Source organism: Pseudomonas sp. HN2 (genome assembly GCF_020736465.1).
Lineage (GTDB): Bacteria > Pseudomonadota > Gammaproteobacteria > Pseudomonadales > Pseudomonadaceae > Aquipseudomonas > Aquipseudomonas moraviensis_A.
On sequence record NZ_CP085885.1, the window covers coordinates 5,870,925 to 5,887,932 of the forward strand.

16 protein-coding genes are annotated in these 17,008 nt (G+C 55.9%); 8 read left to right on the forward strand and 8 right to left on the reverse strand.

Features of this window, described 5'->3' with window-relative positions; all coding sequences use genetic code 11:
- Positions 1–45: 45 nt before the first annotated feature.
- Genes lanM through LIS66_RS26180 form a run of 4 tightly spaced genes read left to right on the forward strand, consistent with a single transcriptional unit; the run spans position 46 to position 5,448 of the window.
- Positions 46–2,976, forward strand: coding sequence for a type 2 lanthipeptide synthetase LanM (lanM, locus tag LIS66_RS26165; RefSeq protein WP_227973299.1), 2,931 nt, complete (start codon positions 46–48; stop codon positions 2,974–2,976).
- Positions 2,973–3,851: an ABC transporter transmembrane domain-containing protein gene (locus tag LIS66_RS26170; RefSeq protein WP_042607128.1), complete on the forward strand. Its 879-nt coding sequence runs from the start codon at positions 2,973–2,975 to the stop codon at positions 3,849–3,851. The genes lanM and LIS66_RS26170 overlap by 4 nt, the downstream gene beginning before the upstream one ends.
- Before the next feature lie 3 nt (positions 3,852–3,854).
- Positions 3,855–4,736, forward strand: coding sequence for a hypothetical protein (locus LIS66_RS26175; RefSeq protein ID WP_227973300.1), 882 nt, complete (start codon positions 3,855–3,857; stop codon positions 4,734–4,736).
- A complete protein-coding gene (locus LIS66_RS26180) occupies positions 4,729–5,448 on the forward strand; it encodes an AAA family ATPase (RefSeq protein WP_155400877.1) in 720 nt (239 codons plus the stop codon). The genes LIS66_RS26175 and LIS66_RS26180 overlap by 8 nt, the downstream gene beginning before the upstream one ends.
- Before the next feature lie 53 nt (positions 5,449–5,501).
- Here the strand turns inward: LIS66_RS26180 and LIS66_RS26185 are convergent, their stop codons facing one another.
- From LIS66_RS26185 to dadA, 5 genes are all read right to left on the reverse strand, one after another.
- Entirely contained in the window at positions 5,502–5,915 is a 414-nt protein-coding gene (locus LIS66_RS26185) for a c-type cytochrome (RefSeq protein WP_042607130.1), read from the reverse strand.
- A 180-nt stretch (positions 5,916–6,095) separates the two neighbouring features.
- Complete coding sequence (locus tag LIS66_RS26190) at positions 6,096–6,644, reverse strand: cupin domain-containing protein (protein WP_016772566.1); 549 nt, start codon at positions 6,642–6,644, stop codon at positions 6,096–6,098.
- 88 nt (positions 6,645–6,732) lie between these two features.
- The gene (gene alr, locus LIS66_RS26195; protein WP_042607131.1) at positions 6,733–7,806 is read right to left on the reverse strand and encodes an alanine racemase; all 1,074 of its coding nucleotides are present in this window, start codon (positions 7,804–7,806) and stop codon (positions 6,733–6,735) included.
- A gap of 93 nt (positions 7,807–7,899) precedes the next feature.
- On the reverse strand, positions 7,900–8,253 hold the full coding sequence (locus LIS66_RS26200) for a RidA family protein (RefSeq protein WP_042607132.1): 354 nt from the start codon (positions 8,251–8,253) through the stop codon (positions 7,900–7,902).
- A complete protein-coding gene (gene dadA, locus LIS66_RS26205) occupies positions 8,225–9,529 on the reverse strand; it encodes a D-amino acid dehydrogenase (protein WP_042607133.1) in 1,305 nt (434 codons plus the stop codon). Before dadA ends, LIS66_RS26200 begins: the two co-directional genes overlap by 29 nt.
- A gap of 153 nt (positions 9,530–9,682) precedes the next feature.
- Between dadA and LIS66_RS26210 the strand changes: the two genes are divergently transcribed.
- A complete protein-coding gene (locus tag LIS66_RS26210) occupies positions 9,683–10,171 on the forward strand; it encodes an Lrp/AsnC ligand binding domain-containing protein (RefSeq protein WP_010465173.1) in 489 nt (162 codons plus the stop codon).
- A gap of 118 nt (positions 10,172–10,289) precedes the next feature.
- Here the strand turns inward: LIS66_RS26210 and LIS66_RS26215 are convergent, their stop codons facing one another.
- Positions 10,290–10,643 (reverse strand): YkgJ family cysteine cluster protein, encoded by a 354-nt coding sequence (locus LIS66_RS26215; protein WP_042607134.1) that lies wholly within the window; start codon positions 10,641–10,643, stop codon positions 10,290–10,292.
- Between the two features lie 146 nt (positions 10,644–10,789).
- On the opposite strand from LIS66_RS26215, the gene LIS66_RS26220 reads away from it, so the two are divergent.
- Positions 10,790–12,100, forward strand: a complete 1,311-nt coding sequence (locus tag LIS66_RS26220; protein ID WP_042607135.1) for an NAD(P)/FAD-dependent oxidoreductase — start codon at positions 10,790–10,792, stop codon at positions 12,098–12,100.
- 118 nt (positions 12,101–12,218) lie between these two features.
- Here the strand turns inward: LIS66_RS26220 and LIS66_RS26225 are convergent, their stop codons facing one another.
- Positions 12,219–12,461, reverse strand: a complete 243-nt coding sequence (locus LIS66_RS26225; RefSeq protein ID WP_064364649.1) for a DUF1127 domain-containing protein — start codon at positions 12,459–12,461, stop codon at positions 12,219–12,221.
- Positions 12,462–12,636: 175 nt separating this feature from the next.
- Here LIS66_RS26225 and LIS66_RS26230 point away from each other — a divergent pair, with 175 nt between their 5' ends.
- A complete protein-coding gene (locus LIS66_RS26230) occupies positions 12,637–14,058 on the forward strand; it encodes a PLP-dependent aminotransferase family protein (RefSeq protein WP_064364648.1) in 1,422 nt (473 codons plus the stop codon).
- Positions 14,059–14,119: 61 nt separating this feature from the next.
- Positions 14,120–15,688: a phospholipase D family protein gene (locus tag LIS66_RS26235; protein WP_227973301.1), complete on the forward strand. Its 1,569-nt coding sequence runs from the start codon at positions 14,120–14,122 to the stop codon at positions 15,686–15,688.
- Between the two features lie 119 nt (positions 15,689–15,807).
- Here LIS66_RS26235 and LIS66_RS26240 read toward each other — a convergent pair whose 3' ends face one another.
- Positions 15,808–16,953 carry an MFS transporter gene (locus LIS66_RS26240; RefSeq protein ID WP_042607138.1) on the reverse strand — a complete coding sequence of 382 codons (1,146 nt, stop codon included), beginning with the start codon at positions 16,951–16,953 and terminating at the stop codon, positions 15,808–15,810.
- Positions 16,954–17,008 lie beyond the last annotated feature (55 nt).

A 17,008-nucleotide genomic window follows, 5' to 3' on the forward strand; every position in this document is an offset into this window, starting at 1 on the left:
GGCACTCGAACCGAGTGGCCGCCCTGACTTGTTAAGGATAAAACATTGAAAAATCCTAAAGATTTTTTAAGTGGAACAATGCCATTTAAACGCGGCTACACTACTGACTGCCCGGTCTGGCCCTACCTGTCTTATTACATCTTCCATATCGAAGAACAATTTCCAAAATCGTGTGAAAACGACGAAACATTTAAATCAACTGTTATCAATGGCTTTGTAACCAACCTTGCAGCCAGACTTACTAACGCCGCCAACAATGTCTTAGTAACGGAAAAAATAATATTTGAAAAGACCACCTGCAGCAAAATGGAGACTTCCGCATATTTCAAATTTATTAGTGAAAACAAAAACTACCTCCTCGACATCATTAGCGCCTACCCCGAACTGGATCGAGTTCTGACCAAACTGTCAAAAAATTTTATTGAATTCACGGCACAGTTAATCCTCGCACTTATCGAAGACAGACAAGATATCAACAAAAAATTTAATATATCGACCGATTCCAAACTTTCCTCCGTTGAGGTTTCACCCAGCGAAACTCACAATGGATCTAGAACCGTTTGCATACTTTCTTTTGATTCTATCAAGATAGTTTATAAACCGAGAAATTTGGAACTTGAGGCCGAAGCATCTGATTTACTGCTGCATTTGAGCAATGCTGCTGGAGATGATTACGAAAACTGGAAATTGCCAAGGTATCTTGTAAAAAAAGAACACGGTTGGTCAGAGCATACACCTCAAACACAGGCAGAAAGCGAAGCCGAAGTTTCATCTTATTTTAAAAGAGCTGGATTTCTTTTGGGGTACTGTACCACCTTTATGGCCGCCGATATTACCTCTGACAATTTGATTGCACATGGCCCAAGCCCTATTCCAATCGATCTCGAAACTATTTTCTACAGCACTCTTAATATTGAAACCATTCCAAAAGAAGTACGCTGGAATGTCACCCAAACAAGCATACTTCCAAATTGGACTTGGAAAGGCACAGACGGTATAGGTGTAGACCTGAGCGCATTAGGTGGACTATCGGAGCAATATGTCAGCTTAAATCTGTATCAACATTTGGAAGACGAGTGTGGACAGAGCCAGTTTGGCATGGACGGAGTGAAAATATTTCCGAACCAAAACGTTTTGCATATCAATGGAAAAGCGGCAAAGCCGTGGGACTACGAAAAAGAAATCATTGAAGGTTTGAACAAATTATTTTCCCTTGTGAATAGTAGTCAGGCTTCAATCCTCAAAATTATTGAATCACTCCGAGGAAGAAGAAATAGGTATATCCCGAGGCCGACTGCCACATATCATTACGCTATCCAATGCTCCTTGCATGCGACCTTGATGCGGTGCACTAAAAAACGTACGGCCTTTTTGGAGAACATTCTTAATAATGACACCGCCCCTGCCATAGGTTTTCTCAACGCCGAGATCGCCGCTTGCCTGGATTTAGACGTACCTTTTGCTCAAGGACTGACTGGGGCCCTTGAATTCTTTGAACCAAGATACGACGGCTCTGGGTACCTAGATAGCAATGATTATATAAATGGAATAGATAACAGCCTACAATACGTCCAAACCATGAGCAAAAATAGAGTTGCATTTGAAGAAAAATTGATTGCGAATACTTTATTAGCAATGAAAAATATGTATGAGCATGGAGATAAACTGACGGACCACACATTCAGACAACACGACGACCTGAACGACCCTCGTTATTCAAATGTAGATGAGATCCTTAACAAACTCAGGTCATCATCAGAGATCAATGCGAAGTTGATCAACGAAATGTTAGGCAGTGAAATTTCTACTAATGGACTTTGGCTAGGATTTCATTCATCACCTGGCGGCTACATGGAGTTCTCAGAGTTGGGGGACGATTTCTACTATGGACTGTCCGGCATTCTCTACGGCTGCGTGGTCGCTACAAGCCGCAGGAGCGCAATAGATAAAAACTTGGTAAGCGAACTGCTAAATGCTTGTTACAGCAGAGTAATCCAAAAACTTTCGAACAAAGGTACGCATTTAGGTGGATTTCACTTCGGTTTATCTTCTGCAATTATACCGCTATTGATAAGCCTAGACTATTTTGATGACGAAAGAGAAAACGAACTACTACAACTCTACAAGAGATATGTTGAAGAGGTACTCATTGAGCCTTGGTGGCAAAAATACTTTTGGGGCTCGGACTTTCTATCAGGTATGTTCGGAACTTTAAATGTACTAACTCATCTCTTCAGCCTCACGAAAGACAAACACTTCTCTGATTTAGCGAAATCCTTATACGACAAATTAGAAACAGAACTCACGCCTATAGCCGGCCGCAAACTAGCGACATTTGATAATGCAGTCACCACGAGAAGCGATGCTTTATTGAGTGGATTGTCCCATGGCATTATGGGGTGTGCATATTCGTTATTCTATTTTAACGATCTGATTGCACAGGACGATTCTGTCAATAATTTATTCTTAGGATTTCTATCTTGGGAGCTCGACCAATATGATGAAACCATCGAAAATTGGCATGACTACAGAAAACGTTCAGCATCAAGTGCAGGCGAGTTTTCATGGAGTCATGGCTTACCAGGAAACTACTTGGCAATAGATTATTTCGCCCAAAACGGGGTACCACTGGCGATTGAGTTCTTGGAGAAGCGCCCACCCAAAACTGTATTTTCTTACTGTGATTTAGAAAAAAGAAAGCGCCCTATTAACGATTCTTTATGTCATGGCGCTTATGGAATTCTAAATATCATTAAAAAGCTTTCACCAGAATCGCTCAATGACCCAAAAATATTTCTATGGTCCAACGTCATCAATCTCAGCGAACAGAGCAGTCGTGAACTTAGAACAAAGACTGCTGATCCTTTAGGTTTGTGGATCGGACGAGTGGGATCGTTAATCGGAGCAATAGGGCTAATCGAACATGATTATGAATTTCCATTCCTTCCCCACCAAATGGAATTCTTAAATTCATGAAAAATAATCTAATACTATGCTGCTTTGGTGTAGGCATTGCGACTCTAACAAGCGCATCACCCTATTTGATTGGCAACTCAATCAATCTGTTTTTGGGAGGCGACAGCTTGTACTTATACACCCTCGCCGGCGCTGCGTTCTTTCTTATTGCCACTCCCCCATTCAAGCTGGCAGCCAACATTTATCTACAAAAAACCGCGTCCAAAACAAGATTTATTCTGAAGAAGGCAATTCTGAATCACCTACTTGGCGGAAGCTTCGGGCATACGCAAAAACCAGGCCAGTGGATCGAACTGGTTGATGGCGACGTCGATGGTTCGATGTATCTGTATCACTCGCTATATTTTGATATTTCGTTGAACTGCAGCATCATTTCCGTTGCGCTTTTCATAACCGCCTTCTACCACCCGCTTTTGGCGCTCGCGCCACTTAGCGGTCTCCTCTATGCTTTCGTTGTATATCTTGCTACTCGAAGAGCCAGTAGGTCCTTATATGATGAGTATGTACAGCATAACACCGTAACAATCGGTGCTATCTGTGAGCATTTATATAATGCAAAACCTTATACAAACAGGGCCAAGCTAGATATAAAAAACATCGAACGCCTCGCTTTTCGCTCAAGCCTCAAAGCATCGACTTTCGAATCAATTTCATGCTCATGTTATCCGGTGGCGATAGTGGTTCTATTATTAGTTTCAGCCCATCTGCTAAGCGCCGGAAATTCCAATATAGGTGCCATTTTTGCCTCAGCCATCTATCTTGAGCGTGTGCTGAGTCCTGCGGCGTCGCTGATATCCATCTACTACTCAAGCAGAGAGGCATCTTACAGACGTAGTCGGATTCGCGGCTATGGACTACAGCACGAGAGGCATTGACCCATGCTTATATGCCTGCAAAAAAATCTGACCGTTTTTGTTCTTTCGGTCATTTGCCTCACGTTAGCAGCCGCATGTCAATTGTTGATACCATCAGTCGTCGCCAAAAGCCTGACGGCTCTCACCACCGGTGCGATTAGCACTGACGTTTATTTCGTCCTTATCGCTATTTTTTTAACCAAGCTTTCAACGCAGACTCTGGGCAACTCCTTCGCGACGCTCATGGAAGCGAGATCTCGTTTTGTGCTTATCAGTTTCATTGTGCATGATGAGCGGCCCTCTCAATTATGTTCTCGGGTGACAATGATTAAAGAAGATGCTGAGAAAATTGCTTCCGTCATTCATGACGCAATCCATCTCATAGGCTCTTGCATTTTGACAGTTTCCGCTGCCTATATTCTGCTCAGGGAAAACATCTATTTCTTCCTTCCCATCACTTCAATTATTGTATTGACGTGCGTGCAGTTAAGATTTGCCAAGCCTGTAATCCAGCGGCTATATGCAGCAGAAATGACGAAGGAAGATTTGTACAAGGAATCGCTTATCAACGCGTTTAACGTTTCCAGCGACGGCGAGCAAAGTAAAGCGCAACTCGTGAGAAGCTTTGGATATTTGAAGGGCACAGTACGAGCACGCTATCGGTATGAGAAAGCAAGCGTCATACAGTCGTTCTGGCCGGAAATGGCTATATCGGCGGGGACGGTATCGGTGATTTTCTTCAGCGCCGCTGCCACCCCGGAATTATTTGGCGAGCGTCTTATTGCCTGTCTCGGTTATATCGGAATCTTTACCATGGCCAGCACGAGCTCGATAAGACTCGGGATAGCGATGATCGGCGTGAAGGTTTCAATCGACAGAATCTTCAGAGGGCATCGATATGAATGATCTGTTTATCCAACAAATACGCCTGAAGCCAGACCTTACGGCGGCTGACCTCCTGCATGACCTCTTTCCGCTTGAATTCAGCAGCTCAATAACTGTGTTTATCGGAGAAAATGGCTCTGGAAAATCCACTTTACTTGAAGCTATTGCCATCAAGTTGGGTTGCAATCCAGAAGGCGGTGGCAGAAATTTCAATTTCTCGACCGAGAACACCCACTCGAAACTGTATGAAACCCTGACGCTCTCAAAAGGCTACCGAAGGGAGAAGGACGTTTTTTTCTACAGAGCAGAAACCTTCTACAACTTGAGCACTACGATTCGCAAGCTCGATGCAGAGCCGAGCTTTGATCCTGAAATCAAGACCTATTACGGTGGCGTAGATTTGCATTGCATGTCGCACGGTGAAGCAATGGAGGCGCTCTTCCACCACCGATTCAAAGCCCAGGGACTGTATGTGCTCGACGAGCCGGAAGCATCGTTATCCCCGTTAAGGCAATTGGTGTTTATCAACCGGATAATGGAGCTGTCGCGCGGCGGCGCGCAATTCATCATCGCGACTCACTCTCCCCTCATCATGTCGATCCCGGGCTGTGATCTGAGGCAGATATCCGCAGGGCGTTGCGAGCAAATAGCCGTCGAAGATACTGATGCTTATGCCGTCTACAAAGCCGTGCTCAATTCTGCCGGCGCCTACATCACGAAAAACATGCAGTGACATTGCAGGCACAAAAAAACCGTCCGAAGACGGTTTTTCGTTAGGAGCGTCGCTTACAGACCGGACATCTCTTTGATCGCACCTTTGAGCTCTTCATCGGAGCAATCGGCGCAGGTGCCTTTTGGCGGCATGGCGTTGATGCCGGTGATGGCCTTGGCAAGGATGCCGTCCAGACCACCCTGATGATCGGCCCGCTCCTTCCAGGCTGCCTTGTCGCCGATCTTCGGCGCGCCGAGCAGGCCCGTGCCGTGGCAAGCGTTGCAATGCTTGGCGATCACGTCTTTAGGTGCCTTCGCCCCGCCTCCGCCGCCTGCGGTCGCAGCCACTTCCATACCCTTGCATTCCTGCCCTTGAACACACACCTGGCCGACGGGCTCGATGCGTTTGGCGATGTCGTCATTCGTCGCAGCTTGAGCGCTGACAGCCCAGAGGGCCAGTACGGTTGCTGGTGCAGCCAGCATTTTCATAATTAGGTTCACGCGTTCACCCTCAATGGTGGCTATTCACGCCTGCGGCCACGGTTCGCAGGCGGCGCAAGTATAGCGGCTAGGCCGCTGTACTGAAACAACCCCATGGTTAGAGGGGTCTTGTTGCGCATCGGAAGAACGGTCCGGGTGCCTTCGCCGTAATGGTCTGGCGCCTCTTGCTTAGAAATTCGCCGGCGTCGCTGCGCTGATTAGTCGCGCCGGTACGTCGAACGGATTACGGAAACGATGCGGCTTGGTACTTTCAAAATAGTAGCTGTCGCCAGCTTCGAGGATAAAAGTTTCCAGACCCACCACCAGCTCCAGGCGACCTTCCACCAGAATCCCGGTTTCCTCGCCTTCATGGGTGAGCATTTCTTCGCCAGTGTCGGCGCCCGGCGGGTAGATTTCGTTGAGGAAGGCGATGGCGCGGCTGGGGTGGGCGCGGCCGACCAGTTTCATGGTCACGGCGCCGTCGGAGATGTCGATCAGCTCGTTGGCCTTGTAGACGATCTGGGTCGGTTGGTCCTGCAGGATCTCTTCGGAAAAGAACTCGACCATGGACATGGGAATGCCGCCGAGCACCTTTCTCAGCGAACTGATCGAAGGACTGACACTGTTCTTTTCGATCATCGAAATGGTGCTGTTGGTGACGCCCGCGCGTTTGGCGAGTTCACGCTGGGAAAGCCCTTTGAGCTTGCGGATCGATTGCAGTCGTTCACCGACGTCCAAGGCGGGAGCCTCCTGATGTTGTAAGAATATTGAGCGTTATCATGGCGACAGCGTTCAGTATTTACAACACTTGGCCCCCGTAGCGGCGTCAACCCTCGGAATAGAGCCTCGGCACCCGACGCAGGTTGCAGAATATCTGGTAAGGGATGGTGTCGGCCCACTTCGCCACCTCGCTGGCAAGGATGTTCTTGCCCCACAACTCGACGTCGGAACCGAGGCCGGCTTCCGGCACATCGGTCAGGTCGATGCAGAGCATGTCCATCGACACGCGCCCCAGCAGGCGGCTGCGTTTGCCGGCCACCAGCACCGGCGTGCCGGTCGGCGCCTGACGCGGGTAGCCGTCAGCGTAACCCATGGCGACCACGCCGATGCGCATGGGTTTGTCGGTGATGAACCTGGCGCCATAGCCAATCGGTTCGCCGGCCGGCAGTTCACGCACGCTGATGACTTTCGATGCGAGGGTCATCACCGGTTGCAGGCGCTCGGCCACTGCGTTGGCTTCTTCGAACGGGGTCGCGCCGTAGAGCATGATGCCCGGGCGTACCCAATCGCTTTTGATTTCTGGCCAGCCGAGCACGGCTGGCGAGTTGCGCAGGCTGACTTCCGCCGCCAAGCCCTGACGCGCCGCTTCGAACACTGCCACCTGCTCGGCGCTGCTCTGCGCGTGCAATTCATCGGCGCGGGCGAAGTGGCTCATCAGCACGATTTTCGCCACTTTGCCGCTGGCCAGCAGACGCTGGTACGCCGCTGGGTAATCTTTCGGATGCAGGCCGACCCGGTGCATGCCGGAGTCGAGCTTGAGCCACACCGTGATGGGTTTGCTCAGCGCCGCCTGCTCGATCGCTTCGAGCTGCCACAGCGAATGCACCACGCACCAGAAATCATGCTCGACGATCAACGCCAGCTCGTCTGCCTCGAAGAAGCCTTCCAGGAGCAGTACCGGCGCGCGAATCCCGGCAGCGCGCAACTCCAGTGCCTCTTCGATGCACGCCACGGCAAAACCGTCCGCCTCGGCTGCCAGTGCCTGGGCGCAACGCACCGCGCCATGGCCGTAGGCGTCCGCCTTGATCACCGCAAGCGCTTTGGCGCCAGTGACTTCACGGGCAATTCGGTAGTTGTGACGCAGGGCTTGAAGATCGATCAGGGCACGGGCAGGACGCATGGCGGCAGACTTCTGGGCGGTCATGGAAAGAAAAACCGGCGCTGACTGACGGCGTGAACCGCCAACAGCGCCGGGAGAGGGATCTCGGAAACGTTATGGCAGCGCGGCGACGATGGAGATCTCCACCAGAATGCTCGGCTTGGCCATCTTCGCTTCGACGGTGGCGCGGGCGGGCGCGGCGCCTTTCGGCAGCCACTGGTCCCACACTGCGTTCATGCCGGCAAAGTGGGCGTCGATGTCGTTCAGGTAGATCGTCGCCGACAACAGATGCTGCTTGTCCGTCCCCGCCAGATCGAGCAGGCGCTCGATATTGGCGAGCACGTCGCGGGTCTGCTGTTCAATTCCGGCGTCGAAGTCGTCGCCGACCTGCCCGGCCAGATACACGATGCCGTTGTGGCTGACGATCTGACTCATGCGCTCATTGGTGAGCTGGCGCTGGATTGACATGTTTTGCGGACTCCTGGGTCTGGTTGCCGTAACGGGAAATATCGAGGCCTTCGGCGCTGATCTGGGGCTTTTTCTTCGCCATCAGGTCGGCGAGCAAACGGCCGGAACCGCAAGCCATGGTCCAGCCGAGCGTACCGTGACCGGTGTTGAGGAACAGATTCTTGAATGGCGTAGCACCAACGATCGGCGTGCCGTCCGGCGTGGTCGGGCGCAGGCCGGTCCAGAAACTCGCCTCGGCCAGATTGCCGCCCTGAGGATAAAGGTCGTTGACGATCATCTCCAGGGTTTCGCGTCGACGCGGGTTGAGCGACAGGTCGAAACCGGCGATCTCGGCCATGCCACCCACGCGGATGCGGTTGTCGAAACGGGTGATCGCGACCTTGTAGGTCTCGTCGAGAATGGTTGAAGTCGGCGCCATCGCCGGATCGGTGATCGGCACGGTCAGCGAGTAGCCCTTGAGCGGATACACCGGAGCCTTGATGCCCAGCGGCTTGAGCAGTTGCGGCGAGTAGCTGCCGAGTGCCAGCACGTAGCGGTCGGCGGTTTCCAGCTTGCCGTCGATCCACACGCCGTTGATGCGATCACCGGCGTAGTCGAGCTTCTGGATGTCCTGGCCGAAACGGAATTCCACGCCGAGCTTGCGCGCCATTTCGGCGAGACGGGTGGTGAAGATCTGGCAGTCGCCGGTCTGGTCGTTGGGCAAACGCAGCGCACCGGCGAGAATGTCGGTCACGCCTGCCAGAGCCGGCTCGACGCGGGCAATGCCGGCGCGATCGAGGAGTTCAAACGGCACGCCGGATTCTTTCAGCACGGCGATGTCCTTGGCGGCGTTATCCAGCTGCGCCTGAGTCCGGAACAACTGGGTAGTGCCGAGGCTGCGACCTTCGTACGCAATGCCGGTTTCGGCGCGCAACTCATCGAGGCAGTCACGGCTGTACTCGGACAGACGCACCATGCGCTCCTTGTTCACCGCGTAACGGCTAGCGGTGCAGTTGCGCAGCATTTGCGCCATCCACAGGTACTGATCGATGTCGGCGGTGGCCTTGATCGCCAATGGCGCGTGGCGCTGAAGCAGCCACTTGATCGCCTTGAGCGGCACGCCCGGCGCAGCCCACGGCGAGGCGTAACCCGGCGAGACCTGGCCGGCGTTGGCGAAACTGGTTTCCATGGCCGCAGCAGGCTGCCGGTCCACCACCACCACTTCGAACCCGGCACGGGCCAGATAGTAAGCACTGGCGGTACCGATAACGCCGCTACCCAAGACCATGACGCGCATTTTCAATCCCTCATCGCGGCTTTTCGCCGAACTGTTTGTTAGAGCAATGATGAGCGCAGTGTAAAAAAGAAATGCCAGTGCTTTTCACTATATAAGCGCCTATATTTGGCGACAATTCTCGGCAAAAACCCTTTTCACGGAGGCGCATCCCCTATGCGTACCAACACTCAGACCAAACGTGAGCTGGACAAGATCGACCGCAATATCCTGCGAATCCTGCAGGCGGACGGGCGGATTTCCTTTACCGAACTAGGGGAAAAGGTCGGCCTCTCGACCACGCCATGCACCGAGCGCGTGCGGCGCCTGGAGCGCGAAGGAATCATCATGGGCTACAACGCCCGGCTCAATCCGCAGCATTTGAAGGGTAGCCTGCTGGTGTTTGTCGAGATCAGCCTCGATTACAAATCCGGCGACACGTTTGAAGAGTTCAGACGCGCGGTGCTGAAGCTGCCCCATGTGCTGGAGTGCCATTTGGTCTCAGGGGATTTCGACTATCTGGTGAAGGCGCGGATTTCCGAGATGGCCTCCTATCGCAAGCTGCTGGGCGACATTCTGTTGAAGCTGCCGCATGTGCGCGAATCGAAGAGTTACATCGTCATGGAAGAGGTGAAAGAGAGCTTGTGCCTGCCGATTCCGGATTGACATTTTCGGTGCCCGACCCGGCCCTATCGCGAGCAGGCTCACTCCTACACTTGCAATGCGTACCCCTGTAGGAGTGAGCCTGCTCGCGATGGCGTCAACTCGGTTCCGAGTGAACGCGTTAAACCAGCACCTGCCGATTCGCCGCCATGTATTCGAATATCTGCTTCTCCACCCGCGGATGAATCAACTCCACCGGTCGCCGCTCGTTAGGGCACGGCAAGGTCTTGGTGGTGCCGAACAATCGGCAGATCAGCGGTCGCTCTTCATACACCGTGCAGCCATTCGGCCCCAGGTGCACACAGTTGAGTTCTTCCAGCGCCGCATCCTGCTCGGCGCGGGTCTTGCGCGGCAGTCGTGCCATCTCTTCGGGCGAAGTGGTCACTGGCCCGCAGCAGTCGTGGCAGCCCGGCACGCATTCGAACGTCGGGATCTGCTGACGCAGGGCGCGGATTTTCTGGCTGTTGCAGCTCATCGAAACAGTGACCAAAGTGGCGGGACAACGATTGTGCCGCAAAAGCGCGGATCCAGACACCGCAGACCGACCGATGTTGCCCGCCTTCAGCCGCGCAGCTTATGCTCCGTCAAATTTTCTCGACACTCAGCCGTTGGATGATGCCCATGACCGCCCGCGCCCAGACCACCGCGAGCCAGCCCCACGTTGCCTCTTATTACGCCGCCAGCAGCTTGCCGCAGCCCGACCATCCTGTGCTGCAAGGCGAGGTGGCGGCTGACGTCTGCGTGGTCGGCGGCGGCTTTTCCGGGTTGAACACGGCACTGGAACTCGCCGAGCGCGGTTTCAGCGTGGTGTTGCTGGAAGCGCACAGGATCGGCTGGGGCGCCAGCGGTCGCAACGGCGGGCAGTTGATTCGCGGCGTCGGTCACGGCCTCGATCAGTTCACCAATGTCATCGGGGCCGACGGCGTGCGCGAGATGAAGCTCATGGGCCTGGAAGCAGTGGAAATCGTCCGCCAGCGCGTCGAGCGTTTCGGCATTGCCTGCGACCTGACCTGGGGCTACTGCGACCTTGCCAACAAGCCTTCCGATCTCGACGGTTTTGCCGAAGACGCCGAAGAACTGCGCAGCCTCGGTTATCGCTACGAAACCCGCCTGTTAAAAGCCAGTGAAATGCACACAGTGGTCGGCTCCAAGCGCTACGTGGGCGGCTTGATCGACATGGGTTCCGGGCATCTGCACCCGCTGAATCTGGCGCTGGGCGAAGCGGCTGCGGCGCAGCAACTGGGCGTTCAGCTGTTCGAGCGTTCGGCGGTGACGCGCATCGATTACGGCCCCGAAGTGAAAGTGCACACGGCGCAGGGCTCGGTGCGGGCGAAGACTCTGGTGCTGGGCTGCAATGCTTATCTCAACGACTTGAATCCGCAACTGAGCGGAAAGGTTCTGCCCGCCGGCAGCTACATCATCGCCACAGAGCCGCTGAGCGAAGAGCAGGCGCATGACCTGCTGCCGCAGAACATGGCGGTCTGCGATCAACGAGTAGCGCTGGATTACTATCGGCTCTCGGCGGATCGACGCTTGCTGTTCGGTGGTGCCTGCCATTATTCAGGGCGTGATCCGAAAGACATCGGCGCTTATATGCAGCCGAAGATGCTTGAAGTGTTCCCGCAACTGGCCGGGGTGAAAATTGACTATCAATGGGGCGGGATGATCGGCATCGGCGCCAACCGCTTGCCGCAGATCGGCCGGCTCGCCGACCAGCCGAACGTGTATTACGCCCAGGCCTATTCCGGTCATGGGGTGAATGCCACACACCTGGCCGGCAAGCTGCTGGCCGAGGCGATCAGCGGGCAGCATGGCGGTGGCTTTGATCTGTTCGCCAAGGTGCCGCACATCACCTTCCCCGGTGGCAAGCATTTGCGCTCGCCGCTGTTGGCGCTGGGAATGTTGTGGCATCGGCTTAAAGAGTTGGTCTGACAGAGTTGCGGTGGCTTTAAGGGCCCTATCGCGAGCAGGCTCACTCCTACAGTTGAAATGAGTTTCCCCTGTAGGAGTGAGCCTGCTCGCGATGAGGCACGCAAGAACGATACAGATCTCAAATCCGCCAGAACGGCTTCAACCCTTCCTCCCGCGCCTGCTCCCGCGTCAACCCGATATCCTTGAGCTGATCCGCCGTCAGCGCCAGCAACGCCTTGCGCGTGTGCAGACGCTGCCAGAACAGACCCCAGCGACTCAGGCCGGACGGCGCGTTACGCAGCTGATTGCGCGCGTTGTCCTTCTGCCCTGCCGCCAGTTCCTGACTGTGTAACGTCAGCCGCACATCGCTCAAGCCGTTCATTTTCGTTGCTCCTGTTTACTTGGGTAGCCAGAGATTCCATGATGCGCGGGCCGGCAAAACCATTACAGACTCAACGAACCTGTATTAACTCCATACAGATTTGCCGATTCGCTGACTGAATGATCGTTTTTTGCCGCATCTGTACTGGTTTTCATCACTGCACACCGAGACCACCATGACTCTGTATGTAAACCTCGCCGAATTGCTCGGCACCCGCATCGAACAGGGCTTCTATCGCCCCGGCGATCGCTTGCCGTCAGTGCGTGCACTGAGCGTTGAACACGGAGTCAGTCTGAGCACGGTGCAGCAGGCCTATCGCGTGCTCGAAGACAGCGGTCTGGCCACGCCAAAACCCAAGTCCGGCTATTTCGTGCCCGTTGGCCGCGAACTGCCGGAATTGCCGGCGATCGGCCGCCCGGCGCAACGGCCGGTGGAGATTTCGCAGTGGGATCAGGTGCTGGAATTGATCCGCGCCGTACCGCGCAAAGACGTTGTGCAGTTGGGCCGCGGCATGCCCGATGTCGGCTCGCCGACCATGAAACCATTGCTGCGTGGACTGGCACGGATCAGTCGGCGGCAGGACATGCCCGGTCTGTATTACGACAACATCCACGGCAACCTCGAACTGCGCGAACAGATCGCACGCCTGATGCTTGATTCCGGCTGTCAGTTGAGCGCCAGCGATCTGGTGATCACCACTGGCTGCCACGAAGCGCTGTCCACCAGCATCCACGCGATCTGCGAGCCGGGCGACATCGTCGCGGTGGACTCGCCGAGCTTCCACGGCGCCATGCAGACCCTCAAAGGCCTGGGCATGAAAGCCCTGGAAATCCCCACCGACCCGCTCACCGGCATCAGCCTCGACGCGCTTGAACTGGCCTTGGAACAGTGGCCGATCAAAGCCATTCAGCTCACGCCCAACTGCAACAACCCCCTCGGCTACGTCATGCCCGAGTCGCGCAAGCGCGCCCTGTTGACGCTGGCCCAGCGTTTCGACGTGGCGATCATCGAAGACGATGTGTATGGCGAACTGGCCTACACCTACCCGCGCCCACGTACGATCAAATCCTTCGATGAAGACGGCCGCGTATTGCTCTGCAGCTCGTTCTCCAAGACTCTGGCGCCGGGGCTGCGCATCGGCTGGGTGGCGCCGGGCCGGTATCTGGAGCGGGTGCTGCACATGAAATACATCAGCACCGGATCCACCGCGCCACAACCGCAGATCGCCATTGCCGAATTCATCAAGGCCGGCCATTTCGAGCCGCACCTGCGGCGCATGCGCATGCAGTACCAGCGCAATCGTGACGCGATGATCGACTGGGTGACCCGCTACTTTCCCGCCGGCACACGCGCCAGTCGCCCGCAGGGCAGCTTCATGCTCTGGGTGGAACTGCCGGACGGTTTCGACACGCTGAAACTGAATCGCGCGCTGCACGATCAGGGCGTACAGATTGCCGTCGGCAGCATCTTTTCCGCCTCGGGCAAATACCGCAATTGTCTGCGGATGAACTACGCTGCCAAACCAACAGCGCAGATCGAAGAGGCGGTGCGCAAGGTCGGTGCCGCGGCAATCAAATTACTCGCTGAGACCGACTGACCTTTTTTGTCAGCCCGGCGTCCAAAATGCCGACCTCAACCGCCAACCGGAACGATCCTACGTGAGCTTCAGACAGCCCCTACTCGCTTTACTGATACTCGCCTCGTTCCTCAACGGCTGCGCCAGCCTTGATGTACCGCGCGAACCGAGCCAGGCCCTGCCGGCGTCGGAATCGAGTTTCGGCCGCTCGATCCAGGCGCAGGCCGCGCCCTACAAGGGGCAGTCCGGGTTTCGCCTGCTCTCCGACAGCGGCGAGGCATTTACTGCCAGGGCCGAGCTGATTCGTCACGCCCAGGTCAGCCTCGATTTGCAGTACTACATCGTCCACGACGGCATCAGCACGCGGATGCTGGTGGAGGAAGTGCTCAAGGCTGCCGACCGTGGCGTGCGTGTGCGCATCCTGCTCGATGACACCACCAGCGACGGCCTCGACCAGATCATCGCCACCCTGGCGGCGCATCCGCAGATTCAGATTCGCTTGTTCAATCCGTTGCACCTGGGACGCAGCACCGGCTTCACGCGTGCGGCCGGGCGACTGTTCAATCTGTCCGTGCAGCATCGGCGCATGCACAACAAGTTGTGGCTGGCGGACAACAGCGCGGCCATCGTCGGCGGGCGCAATCTGGGCGATGAGTATTTCGACGCCGAACCCAACCTGAATTTCACCGACATCGACATGCTCAGCATCGGCCCGGTGGCCGAGCAGCTCGGGCACAGTTTCGATCAGTACTGGAACAGTGCGCTGAGCAAGCCGATCGACGAATTCCTCTCCAGCCAGCCGACCGCCGCCGACCTGGAGAACACGCGCACGCGCCTGGAAGAGTCGCTGGAAGAAACCCGTAGGCAGAACCACGCGCTGTATCAGCAGTTGATGAAGTTCACCACCGACCCGCGCATGGACATCTGGCGCAAAGAGCTGATCTGGGCCTGGAACCAGGCGTTGTGGGATGCGCCGAGCAAGGTTCTGTCCAAGGGCGAACCTGATCCGCACCTGCTGCTGACCACACAACTGGCGCCGGAACTGACCGGTGTCAGCAAAGAGCTGATCATGATTTCCGCGTATTTCGTGCCGGGTCAGCCGGGGCTGGTCTACCTGACCGGGCGCGCCGATGCCGGGGTCTCCGTGAGCCTATTGACCAATTCGCTGGAGGCCACCGACGTGCCGGCGGTGCATGGCGGCTACGCGCCCTATCGCAAGGCGTTGCTGGAACACGGGGTGAAACTCTATGAACTGCGGCGCCAGCCTGGGGATAACTATGGCAGCGGTCCGCGAGTGTTCTACAGCCGCTCGTATCGCGGCTCGGATTCCAGCCTGCACAGCAAGGCGATGATTTTCGATCGGCGCAAATCGTTTATCGGCTCGTTCAATTTCGACCCGCGCTCGGTGCTGTGGAACACCGAAGTCGGCATTCTGGTCGACAGCCCGGAACTGGCTGAGCACGTCCGCGCACTGGCGCTGCAAGGCATGGCGCCGACCCTGAGTTATCAGGCGAAACTCGAGGACGGCAAGGTCGTCTGGGTCACCGAAGACAACGGCCAGATGCACACCCTGACCAAGGAACCGGGGAGCTGGTGGCGGCGCTTCAACTCATGGTTCAGCACCAGCGTCGGCCTGGAGCGGATGCTGTAAGTCCGTCTGTTGGTGATCCCTTGTGGGAGCGAGCCTGCTCGCAAAAACGGTTTCACATCCAGAAATGAGCTGACTGGTGCAACGCTTTCGCGAGCAGGCTCGCTCCCACAAGAGTGCGCTCAGGCAGCTTCTGCCGTTGTGCCGAATGCCCCCTGGCGCAACAGCAAAAGCACCAATCCAAACGCGCCCGCCGCCATCAACAGCGGCAATGCATGCCCATTGATCCACTGACTGCCTGCCCCCGCCGCCAACGGCCCGACCAGGCAACCGACACCCCACAACTGCGCGATATGCGCATTGGCGCGCACCAGCGCATCGTCACGGTAACGCTCGCCAATCAGGATCAGCGACAGGGTAAACAGGCCGCCGGCACTGGCACCGAACAGCACCCACAGCGGCCAGATCAGCAGCGTGTCGAGCAACACTGGAATGGCCAGACTCGACAGCATCAACACCACCGCGCACCCGGCAAACAGCGTGCGCCGCGACAGATAATCGGCCAATGCGCCGATCGGCAATTGCAGCAGTGCATCGCCGACCACCACGGTGCTGACCATGGCCAAGGCGATTTCGGCGGTGAACCCCTGTTGCAGGCAGTACACCGGCAGCAACGTCAGGATCATCGCCTCGAACGCGGCGAACAACGACACTGCCCAGGCAATCGCCGGCAACTCCCGGGCAAAGCCCCACAGATCGCCAAATGTCACGCTGTTGGCCTCACTGCTCGGCGCGCCGCTGCGACCCAAGAGCAGGAAGGGCGAGACCGTCAGCAGACCCACCCCGACCCAAAAACCGTAATCATGCTCGGTGCCCAGCGCGCCCAGCAGCAATGGACCGGACAGTTGGCTCAGCGCATAGCTGCTGCCATACAGCGCTACCAGACGCCCGCGCCACTTTTCGACAACCAGCTGATTGATCCAGCTCTCGCCAAGGATGAACACGATGGTCAGGATCACGCCGATCAGCAGCCGCAGCAGCAACCAGATCGGATAACTCGGCAGCAATGCCAGCAAACCGATCGACAATGCCCCGGCCCACAGGCACAGACGCATCAGGTTAGCGGTGCCGAAATACGCAGCGAGATGGCTGGAAATCTTCGCACCCAGCAGCACACCGATCGCCGGCATCGCCGCCATCACACCGATGGCGAATGAGCCGTAACCCCAGCCCTCCAGACGCAACGATACCAATGGCATGCTGACCCCCAGGGCCAGGCCGACACTCAAGACAGACGCCAACACGGCGAAATAGGTCGCCCACCGCATGTTCCACGCTCCTGTGGATATTTTTATGTGCACCACAAAACCAGTGTGGGAGCGA

Bases quoted from the DNA above. Each gene is read 5' to 3' on its own strand.
- LIS66_RS26170 (WP_042607128.1), top strand. From the start codon at position 2,973: ATGAAAAATAATCTAATACTATGCTGCTTTGGTGTAGGCATTGCGACT.
- LIS66_RS26175 (WP_227973300.1), top strand. From the start codon at position 3,855: ATGCTTATATGCCTGCAAAAAAATCTGACCGTTTTTGTTCTTTCGGTC.
- LIS66_RS26180 (WP_155400877.1), top strand. From the start codon at position 4,729: ATGAATGATCTGTTTATCCAACAAATACGCCTGAAGCCAGACCTTACG.
- LIS66_RS26185 (WP_042607130.1), bottom strand. From the start codon at position 5,915: ATGAAAATGCTGGCTGCACCAGCAACCGTACTGGCCCTCTGGGCTGTC.
- alr (WP_042607131.1), bottom strand. From the start codon at position 7,806: ATGCGTCCTGCCCGTGCCCTGATCGATCTTCAAGCCCTGCGTCACAAC.
- LIS66_RS26200 (WP_042607132.1), bottom strand. From the start codon at position 8,253: ATGTCAATCCAGCGCCAGCTCACCAATGAGCGCATGAGTCAGATCGTC.
- dadA (WP_042607133.1), bottom strand. From the start codon at position 9,529: ATGCGCGTCATGGTCTTGGGTAGCGGCGTTATCGGTACCGCCAGTGCT.
- LIS66_RS26210 (WP_010465173.1), top strand. From the start codon at position 9,683: ATGCGTACCAACACTCAGACCAAACGTGAGCTGGACAAGATCGACCGC.
- LIS66_RS26215 (WP_042607134.1), bottom strand. From the start codon at position 10,643: ATGAGCTGCAACAGCCAGAAAATCCGCGCCCTGCGTCAGCAGATCCCG.
- LIS66_RS26220 (WP_042607135.1), top strand. From the start codon at position 10,790: ATGACCGCCCGCGCCCAGACCACCGCGAGCCAGCCCCACGTTGCCTCT.
- LIS66_RS26225 (WP_064364649.1), bottom strand. From the start codon at position 12,461: ATGAACGGCTTGAGCGATGTGCGGCTGACGTTACACAGTCAGGAACTG.
- LIS66_RS26230 (WP_064364648.1), top strand. From the start codon at position 12,637: ATGACTCTGTATGTAAACCTCGCCGAATTGCTCGGCACCCGCATCGAA.
- LIS66_RS26240 (WP_042607138.1), bottom strand. From the start codon at position 16,953: ATGCGGTGGGCGACCTATTTCGCCGTGTTGGCGTCTGTCTTGAGTGTC.